Origin of the sequence: Flectobacillus roseus, from assembly GCF_030056595.1 — a bacterium.
GTDB lineage: Bacteria > Bacteroidota > Bacteroidia > Cytophagales > Spirosomataceae > Flectobacillus > Flectobacillus roseus.
This window is the reverse complement of the sequence record NZ_JASHIF010000002.1, coordinates 619,687-633,226: the sequence shown is the minus strand read 5'-3', so window position 1 is coordinate 633,226 and position 13,540 is coordinate 619,687. Positions and strand designations below refer to the sequence as shown.

The 13,540-nt window shown below is 37.6% G+C and carries 13 protein-coding genes; 4 read left to right on the top strand and 9 right to left on the bottom strand.

Annotated features, from left to right (window positions below):
- Window positions 1-16: 16 nt before the first annotated feature.
- Window positions 17-268, top strand: coding sequence for a CBU_0592 family membrane protein (locus tag QM524_RS02785; protein ID WP_283343381.1), 252 nt, complete (start codon window positions 17-19; stop codon window positions 266-268).
- 256 nt (window positions 269-524) lie between these two features.
- Here the strand turns inward: QM524_RS02785 and ccoG are convergent, their stop codons facing one another.
- The 9 genes from ccoG to QM524_RS02740 form a co-directional block, all read right to left on the bottom strand.
- A complete protein-coding gene (gene ccoG, locus QM524_RS02780) occupies window positions 525-1,967 on the bottom strand; it encodes a cytochrome c oxidase accessory protein CcoG (protein ID WP_283343380.1) in 1,443 nt (480 codons plus the stop codon).
- Between the two features lie 280 nt (window positions 1,968-2,247).
- Complete coding sequence (locus QM524_RS02775) at window positions 2,248-3,114, bottom strand: cbb3-type cytochrome c oxidase N-terminal domain-containing protein (protein WP_283343379.1); 867 nt, start codon at window positions 3,112-3,114, stop codon at window positions 2,248-2,250.
- 26 nt (window positions 3,115-3,140) lie between these two features.
- Window positions 3,141-3,335 carry a hypothetical protein gene (locus QM524_RS02770; protein ID WP_283343378.1) on the bottom strand — a complete coding sequence of 65 codons (195 nt, stop codon included), beginning with the start codon at window positions 3,333-3,335 and terminating at the stop codon, window positions 3,141-3,143.
- Between the two features lie 106 nt (window positions 3,336-3,441).
- Window positions 3,442-5,583 (bottom strand): cytochrome-c oxidase, cbb3-type subunit I, encoded by a 2,142-nt coding sequence (gene ccoN / locus QM524_RS02765; RefSeq protein WP_283343377.1) that lies wholly within the window; start codon window positions 5,581-5,583, stop codon window positions 3,442-3,444.
- 108 nt (window positions 5,584-5,691) lie between these two features.
- A complete protein-coding gene (gene ccoS / locus QM524_RS02760) occupies window positions 5,692-5,847 on the bottom strand; it encodes a cbb3-type cytochrome oxidase assembly protein CcoS (protein ID WP_166576598.1) in 156 nt (51 codons plus the stop codon).
- 204 nt (window positions 5,848-6,051) lie between these two features.
- On the bottom strand, window positions 6,052-6,513 hold the full coding sequence (locus tag QM524_RS02755) for a group III truncated hemoglobin (protein ID WP_283343376.1): 462 nt from the start codon (window positions 6,511-6,513) through the stop codon (window positions 6,052-6,054).
- 272 nt (window positions 6,514-6,785) lie between these two features.
- Window positions 6,786-7,616, bottom strand: coding sequence for a phytanoyl-CoA dioxygenase family protein (locus QM524_RS02750; protein WP_229241814.1), 831 nt, complete (start codon window positions 7,614-7,616; stop codon window positions 6,786-6,788).
- A gap of 81 nt (window positions 7,617-7,697) precedes the next feature.
- Window positions 7,698-8,444: an acyl-CoA desaturase gene (locus tag QM524_RS02745; protein WP_095167130.1), complete on the bottom strand. Its 747-nt coding sequence runs from the start codon at window positions 8,442-8,444 to the stop codon at window positions 7,698-7,700.
- A gap of 203 nt (window positions 8,445-8,647) precedes the next feature.
- Window positions 8,648-11,041: a heavy metal translocating P-type ATPase gene (locus tag QM524_RS02740; RefSeq protein ID WP_283343375.1), complete on the bottom strand. Its 2,394-nt coding sequence runs from the start codon at window positions 11,039-11,041 to the stop codon at window positions 8,648-8,650.
- Window positions 11,042-11,190: 149 nt separating this feature from the next.
- On the opposite strand from QM524_RS02740, the gene QM524_RS02735 reads away from it, so the two are divergent.
- The 3 genes from QM524_RS02735 to QM524_RS02725 all read left to right on the top strand — a co-directional run bounded on the left by QM524_RS02735 (window position 11,191) and on the right by QM524_RS02725 (window position 13,388).
- Window positions 11,191-11,892 (top strand): Crp/Fnr family transcriptional regulator, encoded by a 702-nt coding sequence (locus tag QM524_RS02735; protein WP_095167134.1) that lies wholly within the window; start codon window positions 11,191-11,193, stop codon window positions 11,890-11,892.
- Between the two features lie 89 nt (window positions 11,893-11,981).
- A complete protein-coding gene (locus QM524_RS02730) occupies window positions 11,982-12,347 on the top strand; it encodes a cyclic nucleotide-binding domain-containing protein (RefSeq protein ID WP_095167136.1) in 366 nt (121 codons plus the stop codon).
- 213 nt (window positions 12,348-12,560) lie between these two features.
- Entirely contained in the window at window positions 12,561-13,388 is an 828-nt protein-coding gene (locus tag QM524_RS02725) for a universal stress protein (protein ID WP_283343374.1), read from the top strand.
- The last annotated feature ends 152 nt before the right edge of the window (window positions 13,389-13,540 follow it).

Genomic DNA, 13,540 nt, shown 5'->3' with positions numbered 1-13,540 from the left:
TCAAAAATCAAAAATAATGTTGTGGACTGATATTCTAGTAGAAGCCTTAGGTTGGATTGGCTCAGTGTTGATTGTAGGTGCGTATGCGCTTAATATCCAAGGAAAACTGCGTGCCGACCAGCCCTTATATATTTGGAGTAATATGATTGGCGGGATATTCTTTGTGGTAAATACAATTGCGCACAAAGCCTATCCTTCAGCTTTAGTTAATGTAATCTGGGTAGCGATAGCGGTTTATTCTATTGTAAAGACTAAACGAGCGAGCTAATTGAGTGAGTTGTGAGTGAGTGAATGAGTGATTATTTTTAATTTTCACTTGTAAAGAAGCAATTCTTTTCGTCTAAGGAGGCATCATGTTGAAAATATAGTATCAAAAAAGGCGTTCGAAAAATTAATTTCGAACGCCTTTTTTGATAAACTATCTCGGCTTGAGACGCAAAACATTGCGTCTCTACAACTAGAATACAAATTTTAGAATAATCACTCATTCACTCAATCTAAAATCACTAAATGAGCAAGGTCTATCATTCCATCGAGCCAAGGAAAGAGGTTTTTACTTCATCTATTACTTGTCCGTTGCTTAAAATCTCGACTTTGAGTTTGATGGAAGGAGATTCCAAATCTTTTTTAGGAATCACAATAAAGAATGAACCTCTTGTCAAATCGCTATTATTTAACTGAAGAGGTTTACCAATCAGTTTGATTTGAGCCGCAGGATAGTCTTTCACTCGCAACGAAACTGGCATAGCATTGATGGTCTTATTCAAGATTTCAATATTATACAAGTTGGATACATTCCCTTTTTCTTCTTGGTAAGTCAAGCCTGGTGTGCGCAAAAGCGTTGTTTCGACGTCACTACGGGTAATCAACATATAGGCCAAAATCCCCAATAAGGCTACCAATACGCCTGTGTAGGCTTTTATTCTTAAGTTAAATGACAATTTATTTCCCTTCTCAATACCATCCAAAGAGGCATAGCGAATCAAGCCTGTTGGTTGGTTAGTTTTAACCATTACCTCATCACAAGCATCGATACAAGCTGTACAGCCAATACATTCGAGCTGAGTACCATTACGAATATCGATACCAGTTGGACATACCTGCACACAAATACCACAATCTACACAATGTCCTTTGTTGGCGTTGGGATTTGCCAGAGCTTTAAGTTCCTCTAATGGATTGGGCTGTTCTTCTACCTTTTTCTTTTTGCCTCGAGGTTCGCCACGAAGAAAGTCATAGGCTACGATAATAGATTTTTTGTCTAGTAATACCCCTTGTAAGCGACCGTAAGGACAAACTACAATACAAACCAATTCACGGAATTTGGCAAAAACAAAATAGAATACAAAGGTAAAAATGACAATAGCGACTAATCCCGAAATATGATTCAATGGATTATCGAGAATGATAGAAAATAGTTCTTTTTTACCGATAATATAAGCCAAAAAGGTATTCGCAATGAGGAAGGAAATTATGAAGAAAATAATATGTTTGGCGCTTTTCTTCACTATTTTTTCAGTATTCCAAGGTTGCGCATCCAATCGCTGTTGTGCACGGTAATCACCTTCAATTAAGTTTTCAATTTTACGGAAAAGCATTTCCATGAAAATGGTTTGAGGACAAGCCCAGCCACACCATACACGCCCAAAAATTACCGTAAATAGAATAATGAATACAATAAAAGTTAATAATCCAAAGGCCACGAGGTGGAAATCTTGAGGAAAGAAAGTTACCCCAAAAAAGATAAACTTTCGCTCCAGTACATTGAACATGAATAGCGGTCCGCCATTTACTTCAACGAACGGTATTCCAAACAGAAGCCCTAGTAATAGCCATGAAAAATAAGTTCTTAGCCTATAGAGTTGCCCAACAACAATGCGAGGATAAATCCAAATGCGTTTTCCTGTTTCAGTGACATTCGAAAGATGATCACGAAATTCGGTGGTATCAATTTTAGGAGGTTTCATAATTTTAAGAGTTAAATTTCAGCACATAAGTGAATTAGAAATAGTAAATACCAATGCTGAATTGTGAGTTGTGAATTTTGAATGTAAATTTCTAATATCCCGAATTTTACATTTCTATTTAATCAAATATTGTTTTGCCAGTAACCTTAATCAAGTGACACTATGCATCTTCTTTAAAAAACAATTCGAACGCATCGAGGCTTATGCACTACCCATAAGTCTCGAACGTCCGAATCGTAATAACTTTATCATTAAAGGCTACTCATTTCTGTTAGCCCTACTACTTCATACTAACAGCAGCCTCAGCCTTATCTCCTTGAGGAGCTTTAGCATTTGCAGGCTTTGTTCCTTGAATCGACACAATGTAGCTCAACACTTGTTGCACTTGAATCGGATTCAATGTTTTTTTCCACGAAATCATCCCTTTTTCAGGAACACCCTCGTTGATGGTATGGAAAATAGCTTTTGGTGTACCACCGTGCAACCAGAACTCATCTGTTAGGTTTGGACCTACAACACCTTCACCATTCGCCCCGTGACATGCCACACAGTTTTGAGTATAAATCTTTTTACCATCCTCAACACCTTTGGCATCTGTCAAAACTTTCACGTTGTCTTCGTTTACCGAATTAGCAAACTTTTTCATGTACTCTTCACGTGCTTTTTCAGCAATGGTTACTTCTTCGGTATATTCATTGTTCATGATTTTACCATTTCCGATTACGTGGTAGCCAATCAAATAGAAAATACCAATAACAATTGTGATGTAGAAAAGGTACATAAACCACGGAGGAGTTGGGTTGTCAAGCTCAGCAATACCATCGTATTGGTGCTCCATCATTTGGTCTTTTTCAAACTGAATTGGCTTCAAGCTCCAGAATTTTTGCCAGAAAGTACGATTTTGCATCGCCTGTTCAAACTCTGAACTTTCAGTTTTAGGTTTGAAAATATTTCTGATTTGAGAGTTAAGATTAAGTGTAACCACAATAATCACCGCACAAATCATGGTCATTAGGCCAAGTAACGTAATTACAAAAAGCTCTTGACCTGTTTTAAGTCCTGGAAGAAACGTGTTTTGGGCTTCTTCGGCCGCAAACATCGAGAATGAGACCAGACTTAATATAGCTAAAATAGATAATCGCTTCATTGGATTGGTTATCAATTAGAAAGTTGTCAAATAGAAATCACATCTTGAAGCTCATTTTGGTTACTGTCTTCAAGGGGTAGGTTTTGCATTTTGTTCAAGTAACTTTTGTCCATAATGAACAAATAAATGCTTACAAGAACGAAGAAGGCCATAAATATGAGAAACGAAGTAATCATATAGATATCAGCGCCGTCTACTTTATCGATAAATTGCTTAAACATGGCTTTAGATTTTTAATGCAACAAGGAGAGTTTTGAGTGGCGAGTTGTGAGTGATGAATTACGAATTTTAAACTCACAACTCATCACTCAAAACTCATCACTTAGATTAGTTTGCCGCAGTTTCTGTTTTTTTAATATCTGTACCTATTCTTTGTAGGTAAGCAATCAATGCAATGATTTCTTTATCTGAAGAAACTTTCACACCCTCCTTCGCAAGATTGGCTGCAATACCATCGGCTTGAGTTTTCAAATCCTCTTGTGCTTTTTGGATTTGGTAAGCATCATAAGGCACACCCAATTTTTGCATTGCTTTCATTTTTGCCTCAATGTCAGCAGTATTCAATTTTTGTTCTAACAACCAAGGATATGGAGGCATAATAGAACCTGGCGACATTGAAATTGGCTCACGCATGTGGTGATAGTGCCAAGAGTCTGGATATTTACCGCCTTCACGGTGCAAATCTGGACCCGTACGTTTTGAACCCCACAAGAATGGGTGATCATATACAAACTCACCTGCTTTTGAATATTGACCGTAACGTTCTGTTTCACTTCTAAACGGACGAACCATTTGACTGTGACAACTCACACAACCTTCACGGATATATAAATCACGACCTTCTAATTCGAGTGCAGTGTAAGGCTGAACAGCGCTAATCGTTTCTACGTTAGATTTTACCATGAAGGTAGGAATCAATTCTACCGCAGTACCCACCAAAATCATTACCAATGAACCTACCAATAATGGAATTGGTTTGCGTTCGAACCAACGGTGCCAGTAGGTATCGCTTCCTGTTGGCGTGTAAGCTACTTCCAAAGCTGGAGCCTCTGCTGGTTCGTTTGCTTCCAAAGAACCTTGTGCCATTGTTTTGAACAAGTTGTAAGCCATCAAAATAGCACCTGTCAAGTAAATCAAGCCACCAAAGGCGCGCATAGCATGCATTGGTAAAATTTGTAGGGTAGTTTCAAGGAAGTTACCGTATTTCAAAGTACCCTCTGGCGTAAAATCTTTCCACATCATACCTTGTGTAAAACCAGAGATGTACATAGGCACAGCATAGAATAAGATACCCAAAGTACCTAACCAGAAGTGTACATTTACTAGTTTTTTAGAATAAATCGTAGTATGATAGATACGAGGGAGCAACCAATATAAAATTGCAAAGCTCAAGAAACCATTCCAACCCAAAGCACCTACGTGTACGTGTGCTACAATCCAGTCGGTAAAGTGAGCAATAGCATTTACGTTTTTCAAAGAAAGCATAGGGCCTTCGAAAGTTGCCATACCGTAGCTAGTTACCCCAACTACCATAAATTTCAAGATAGCATCTTCACGAACTTTATCCCAAGCACCACGCAAAGTCAACAAACCGTTAATCATACCACCCCAAGATGGAGCAATCAACATAATCGAGAATACCGTACCTAATGATTGTGCCCAGTCTGGCAAACTTGTATATAATAAGTGGTGAGGACCAGCCCAGATATAGATAAAAATCAAAGCCCAGAAGTGCAAAATCGATAACTTATAAGAATATACGGGACGATTCGCCATTTTTGGCAAGTAGTAGTACATCAATCCCAAGAAAGGAGTTGTCAAGAAAAATGCTACTGCATTGTGACCATACCACCATTGAACCAAAGCATCTTGAACACCAGCATACAAAGAATAACTTTTGAAAATTGAAACTGGTAATTCAAATGAGTTCACTACGTGCAAAACTGCAACTGTAATAAAAGTAGCAATATAAAACCAGATCGCTACATATAAGTGACGTTCGCGACGTTTGAAAATTGTACCAAACATATTTATACCAAACACTACCCAAATCAAAGTGATGGCAATATCAATTGGCCACTCCAACTCTGCATATTCTTTACTACTTGTCAAACCTAAAGGAAGAGTAACAGCCGCTGCAACAATAATTAATTGCCATCCCCAAAAGTGAATTTTCGAGAGAAAATCACTAAACATTCTGGCTTTACAGAGGCGTTGTAGAGAGTAATAAACACCCATAAAAATGGCATTTCCTACAAAAGCAAAGATTACTGCATTGGTATGTAGAGGACGAATACGTCCGAAAGTACCATATTGCGTAACGTTAAGTTCTGGTTTGAAGAGTTGAGAAGCGACGATAACGCCTACCAACATACCCACAATCCCCCAGATAATCGTGGCAACGGCAAAGTTTCGGACAATTTTATTGTCGTACTCAAAGCGTTCGATGTGTGTACTAATAGCTGACATATTTTTAGATTATAAATTGGTTACGGGAATAATTGCGATTGAGAGCGATACTACTCTCCTATTTTTATCTGACGGCTTGAGTCTAACTCAAGTGGTTGATTGACAAGCTTATTTAGTATTAGTTTTTTGGTCGTCAAACAAGATACGCATCGCAGGAGTATGTAAATCGTCGTTCTGTCCATCTTTCATCGACCAAAAAAAAGCAGCTAAAAAAACAAGTGCCATCATCAAACTAATTCCGATCATGATGAAGATGATTTGCATTTTTTTGTGTTTTTCTGTGTTTCTATGCCTCAAAATTGGGGCTTTCTGACGTGTTCAGCTATGAGGAATGTTAGTAGGCTTACTCGCATTTATTAGCCCATTTTATGACAAAAGTCAGTAAAAAAGGCTTGCTTGTGGAGGGGCATAAAAAAAGGCGCAAGAGTCGTTCTTGCGCCTTTCAAGGTAAGTTTCTTATTATCAGGACTATGATTGTGACACCTCTATGGTAGGTGAATCATTGAGTTTATTCATGTAATCAATCTTATGTGCCCAAGCATTGGCGATATTGTAGGCTCTTTGCTTGGCTTCTTCTGCCTTTTCACCTTCAAAAAGTTCGTCCAAGGTTTGAAAAAACAAACTCAACCATTGCTCAAAATGAGGAATCGTGAGTTGGTGCACAGAATTAATCACGAAATGCGGACGTAATGGATGCCCGTCGTATCCTTCTGTGCCAAATAATATCATTTCCCAAAAATTGTACATTTTAGGTAAATGCTTTTGCCAATTCACTCGAGCTACATGATCGAAGATATGTCCAAGCATTTGATTATCTCGTACTTTATCATAAAAAGTATTCACAAGAAGTTCGACATCTTCACGACCTTCCAATGCTTTTTTGGCAATAGGAATGGGAGTATTAGTCTCTATATGTTGTTCTGGATTCATGGCTTCTGTCTTAAAATGTTAGGTTGCCTGTTAATCTTTTGACACTAAAGTTCTTAAAAAAGTTCTTTTGGAATGCCTTAAATGCTTTTCTTTCCTAGCAATAATTTGATTTTAAACTAAGTCTCGAAAAAAAGCACAAAGCTAACACCGTAAACTGCCCAAAAGCAATCCTCTCGATGTTTTCTTTGTGCTTTAGTATTAATTAAATTGGATTGATATGAATTTAAAGATTACCCAAAATTCATTAGGATAGTGTATGGTGTCAGTAAATATTATCGTTGAACAATCTTCGCCAAGCGGTGATAAAATGGCGTTGAACTGTTCTCGTCTTTTGGCGCATATTTGCCTTGAATAATCGGAAAATACATGACACGACGGCGCGATTTTTCACCCGTAAACGGACAAACTTCTACACGATGCCAAAGGTCGCCATCATGTACTGTTAAATCTCCAGCTTCGATGTCTAAACCGACTTCATTAGGGTCAGGATTATGGTCGATAAATTGTTTTTTCAAAAACAAAACCTTCATTTTGCTCAATTTATGTGTGCCTGGCAATACTCTCAAACCGCCATTCTCGAAAGGACAATCGTCCAAATGAGTCCCGATATTGAGCATTTTCAAGATTTTTTGACCCAAAAACAAATCACGTGGGCTATCGGTATGCCAACCCATTTGTGAAAATTTACTATTATCCTGATTGATATAATGATTGAAGACCAACCCATCTTTTTCTACCTCCGCAATACGGTTATTATTGGGTTCTAACAAAGTCAAAAGTGCCTTCAAACGTGGGTCTTGCAGATATTGATGTAATATTTCACTATGTGTCGAAAGAAAACACATTCGTTGAATCATCGTATTTCCTGCTGGGTCTTTTCCAAACTTCAATGGGGTACCATTCATTTTCTCAATACCCTTATCAACCCATTCTTTTTCAACACGATGCGCCTCGTTCAGAAACAATTTGACCGTTTCTTTTGATAAAAAGTTCTTAAAATGTAAAAAACCATACTCATTAAAGAAAGCACGTTGCTCGTCGGTAATCTGTTCGCCGAGCGTAAAGGTCTTACCTTCAAATTTATTACCCATATCTTTAAGCATTTAGCATATTTTGTTTCAGGTCAAACCCTAAGCTTTTGGCGACTAGCATTGCGTCAAAGTCTTAGGGTTCATCACCCAATTTTACATATAATTCAAGTCGTTGTTTTTCTTCAACTTAATAATGTGCAAGGCATTCAATAATAAAATCACAGGATATGTAGGGTCAAACTCATGCCATTTTACGCCGAAGTTGGCACGACCACCCAATTTGTGGTGATTGTTGTGATACGACTCACCCATCATCAAAAAGTCAAATGGAAGCAAGTTTTTTGCTGTATCATTTACCTTAAAGTTGATATATCCGTATTTGTGAGCAAACCAGTTGATAATCACGCCATGCACAGGTCCCATCAAATAGTGAATTGGCAACAAAGCGTACTCCCAAGGAGAAGTAGCAAATTTCATGTAGAATAAGGTATAAAGCGTACCCCAGAAAATACGCATTAACCATTGGTCACCCAATTTTTCCAAAAACATCCAGTTAGGTACATTCTTTTTAAATTTTGGGTCAATGTCTGCTCTATCGTACAATACGTCGTTATAAATCTTCTTGGTCTTCCACATCATATCAAACAAGTTGTTTGAATAGCTTGGCGAATGCGGGTCATTTTCGGTATCGGCATACGCATGGTGCAAACGGTGCATAATACCATAAGCTTTTGGACTCAAAAAAGAAGAGCCTTGCGTAATCAAGGTAAAAACATAAAAGAATTTTTCCCACCCTTTTGACATCGTAAACATCTGATGCGCCGCATAACGATGCAAGAAGAATGTTTGCGAAAATAAGGACAGATACCAGTGTGCTACAAAAAATAATAAAATTGCCATGTAATTGGGATTTATAGATTAGGTAAATGTTTGACTAATACAGGTAAAAAATGCTCAGAAAGCCAGCAGGCGAGCCAATGCTCACAACACGGTACAAGGAAAAAATCGAATTTCCGATGAGCTTTTTTACACTATCCTTAGCCAAACCATTACGAATTTGGAACAAATTTAATAGACTAGCTAGCCTATAGAGTTGACAAAAATCATTGCTTAAACTGATTTTTGCCACGCAAAATCATCCCCACCGAGGCAATAATCACCATGGTAGATGAACTCATTGGCATTAGAATGGCCGCCACCACAGGGTGCAAAGTGCCAGAGGCTGCAAAGGTCAAACCTACGAAGTTGTAAATCAGGGATACGACAAAACTGAACTGAATCAGACGCAAAGCGTATTTGCTATATTTGAAAATAGCGGTAAACTTATGCAATGAATTGGCCTCCAAAATACCATCACTTGATGGCGTAAAGTTGAGCGTATCGTCGGTGATGGCTATCCCAACATTAGATTGTTTCAAAGCTCCTGCGTCGTTGAGTCCATCGCCCACCATAACCACTTTTTTGCCTTGAGCTTGAAGTTTTTTGATAAAATCAAGTTTTTCTTGTGGGGTACAATTAAATTTCAAATTGCTTTCATCCGAAAACCAACTCTTCAATTGATTACGCTCTGCTTCATTGTCGCCCGATAGCAAATAGGTATGATAGGTTTTACTGAGCTCTCTAATTTGACTCTCTATATCGGCACGATAATGATTTGGCAACGAAAAGTAGCCAATATATTCATGGTCGATTTTGAGATGCGCCACACTGGCATTGAAGCCTTTTTCTGGCTTTCTGCCTTCAGGATTTACGAACTCAAACGAGCCTAATTTGATTTGGTGGTTTTCATACAATCCCTTCAAACCTTGCCCTGTGATTTCTTGGAAATTTTCTATTTCTAAAAAAGTAGGCTCAGGATACAAGTATTTGATTTTTTGTGAGATGGGGTGCGTTGAATTTCGTACCAAGGACGATACCAACATTTCTTCAAACTGACTCAAAGGGCGCTGACTATGAAAAGTTGGCAAACTTCCCTCCGAGGTTGTTAGTGTACCTGTTTTGTCAAAAACAATGGTGTCGCATTGTGCCATAGTTTCGATGATATCGGCGTTTTTGAGATAAAAATTTTGTTTACCCAAAATTCTCAAACCATTTCCCAACGCAAAAGGATAACTCAAGGACAACACACAAGGACAAACTACAATCAGTATAGCGGTAAAGGCATTGATTACCTTTGATGGTTCGTGGAAATACCAATAAATCGAAACACAAGCAGCAATGGTCAATACCGAAATAGTGTAGTACTTGCCTACTAAATCTGAGAAGGTTTTGATTTTGGAATCTTGGCTTTTTTGAAAAGTGTCATTGTTCCACAATTGAGTCAAGTAACTTTGAGAAACCTCTTTCAATACTTCCATTTCTAGGGTTTCGCCCACTTGTCGACCACCTGCATACAAGAAATCACCTACTTTTTTAGCTTCCAATGCCGATTCGCCCGTTACGAAACTGTAATCTATTTGGGCATTGCCTTTGTACAGAAATGAGTCAGCAGGGATGAGTTCGCCATTTCTTACGAGGATTTTATCGCCTTTTTTCAAAGCATTCAACGAAATAGGCTCTTCTTTTCCTTGTGTTAATCGAGTAACAGCCAGTGGAAAATATGATTTATAATCTCTTTCAAATGACAAAAAACTATAGGTTTTTTGTTGAAACCATTTACCTATCAACAAGAAGAATATCAAGCCAGAAAGTGAATCAAAATAGCCAGCTCCATCTAAAAAGATGACCTCATAAGTACCTCTAAAAAAAGCAACCAAAATCCCGAGAAGAATCGGAAAATCGATATTGATAATACCTTTTTTGAGACTTTTATACACCGAAACAAAATAGTCTGAGCCCGAATATGCCACCACAGGAATCGATAGTGCCATACTCAACAAACCAAAAAGCTTTTTGTACATCATGTCGTCCAAACCCAAGTATTCTGGAAAACTAAACAACATAATATTACCTGCACAAAAACCTGCTACACCGATTTGCGTTAGTAGTTTTTTGTATGAAGGCTTATTTTTTTCCTTCACAACATCGTTCAAGCTAATCAGTGGTTCGTAACCAACCGAAGTCAACATTTCGGCCAATTGGCGTAGTGTTAACTCTTCAGGATTGAAAGTAATTGCCACTTGTTTTTTCAAAAAATCAACTTTTGATTGCTTTACACCCTCATGAAGTTTGTACATATTCTCTAAGAGATACAAACAAGATGAGCAGTGAATCGAAGGTATAAAGAAGCTGATTTTGGCAATTTTATCACTTCTAAAATCTAGTAATTGATTGGTTATCTCGGTATTATTCAAAAACTCAAAATGAGCCATTTGAGGGCTATTACCCGACATTTGTTCTATGTCGTAGTAATTACAAAGATTATTTTGGTCAAGAATTTCGTAAACAGTTTTGCAACCTTCACAGCAAAAATGCTTCTCCTCGATATGTATGTGGGTGTCTGGGCAATCATTACCACAATGGTAACACACCAGAGCCTCGTCAGTAAGCGTTTCCATAGCCTCTACAATTTTTTCCAAAATTTGCCTCTGACCACGGAAGTAAATATGAGTAAGGTGATTTCAAAAACTGATAAAACTCATATTTTCCGATACTGACCTTTTGCAACTTCGCAGAGTGATATTTATCAATCTAATCAGTGTTATATATGAAACCGCAAGCACCACATTGTCAAAGTTGCCAATTCAAAGATAGTTCGCTCTTCAAACAGTGCCATCTTCATGAGTTGGAAGAACTGAATGAAAGCAAATGTTTTAACTCATATAAAAAAGGACAGGTAATCTTTCATGAAGGAAATAGACCGCTGGGTATTTTCTGCGTATATAGCGGTAAGGTAAAGGTAAGTAGAATGGGATCTGACGGAAAAGAGCAGATTATCAGGCTAGCCAAAAAGGGTGATACCTTAGGTTATCGCTCGCTGATAGACAATACTAAATATACCGCCTCGGCAATTGCCTTGGACGAAACAGAAGTATGCTTTATTCCTGCAGCAGAGTTCAATAAATTGGTAGATGAAAACGTAAAAGTTTCGACCGATTTGATGAAAATGCTCGCTCGTGCCTTGGGCGATACGCAAGACAAGCTGATTCACCTAGCCATGAAACCAGTTCGCGAGCGATTAGCAGAGGCTTTACTGCTTTTGAAAAGTACTTATCAAGAAGAAGGTAAAAATCCATTCTCTATTTCGATTTCTAGAGAAGACCTCTCGTCGATTGTTGGCACAGCCAAAGAAACGGTCATTCGCTTTTTATCAGAATTTAAAGAAGACGGCATTATTACTACGCATGGTAGTGAAATTACAATTTTGAACCCAGAGAAATTAGTAAAAATTAGCAGTATGTACGACTAATTTTTATGTCAGCTTGCCCAGTGACTATTATCATTTCAGGGGCTTGCAATCTCGCCTAATTTAGCCAACTCATAGCAAGCAAAGAAACAATGAGAGAAACGGAACGTAAAATTTTAGCGAGTGGTATAGAATTAAGTTTCAAAGAAGGTGAGTATTTGTATAGAAAAGGACAAGACGCTGAATTTGTATTTTATTTAAAAGACGGTGCTTTTGAACTCCGAGACGAACATAACAAACCCATTGTTATCGATGGTTTTAGATGTTTTTTGGGTTTGGAAGAAATGCTTTCAGATAAAAAACATCGTTATGGCGTAAAGGTTCTTTCTAGTGCACATGTACTAGTTTTCGAAAAATCCTTACTCAATACCCTTATTTATGAATATGAATTAGCCCAGAGATATTTCATGCTGAAAATGTGTGACTATTTGGCTTTTCATGAAAAAGTATACGAATAAGCGTTGAATTCTTTTTTTTCAACCTTCACAAACTCAATTATAATTACCAGTATTTCAACAGGTTGAACACAAAATCCTTTTTCAATCGTGACTGCTTTCATTTGAAAAGATGATTTTTGTCATGTTTTTAAATTCGGAAAAACTCCAACTTTACTTCATCTCTAGGAGATAACCATTTTAAACTGATGTTTTTCCATTAAATCTATAAAAGTCATGAAGAAGATACTTGTGCCCACTGATTTCTCTGAACTTTCGTTAGCAGCATTAGACGTAGCAGCTATGTTTGCTCGCGCAACATCAGCCGAAATTGTTTTATACCATAAAGATTTTATCATATTACCCAATATTGATTTTATAGAAGCTCCTATTTCAACATATGATGTAGAAACCAACGAGGCTATCCATAATCAAACACAAAAGCAATTGGAAACTATCATCCAATCGCCTAAATATGATGGAATTAGCATTGTGATATACAATACGGATGATTACGAAGAATTAGGCGAAGCCATTTCTGAAAGAACCGATATTGACCTCATCGTGATGGGTTCGGAAGGTGCTTCTGGTTGGAAGGAGTTTTTGGATGGTTCTAATTCAGAAAGCGTGGTAAGACATGCCAATTGTCCTGTATTGGTCATCAAGGAGCCTATATCTACATTCTACCCACGTAAAGTAATGTTTGCTGTAGACTTCGAGACTCCATTTGATGATAAACTCATCAAAACGCTAAGTCATGAAATCGAACAAACGTATGTGGTTTATGTAAACACATCAGACGGTTTTGAGGATACCAGAACAATCAACGAGAAAATGGCGGCTTTTGAAAAAGAGCATAATCTTACTGAGCATGAATTTGTGATTTATAACGATTATAGTGCAAGCAACGGCGTTATTCATGCGGCCGAGGATTTACAAGCTGATTTAATCGTGATGTCGACCAAAGCTCGTTCTGGTTTGAGTCATTTCTTGTTTGGTAGCGTTACCGAAACAGTTATAAATCATTCGAGTATTCCAGTGCTTGCCACTTTAGCAAAACATTAATTAAACCGTTAGACTTTCTTTTTGTCGAACAAATAAGATTCCTGAAAAGGTATTTCGACAAAAAAGAAAGTTACTTTATATCAGGATTTTACCAACAATTTAATAGCTCAGACTTCTGAAATATTCTTTTGAAGAATCAAAAACTGATATGC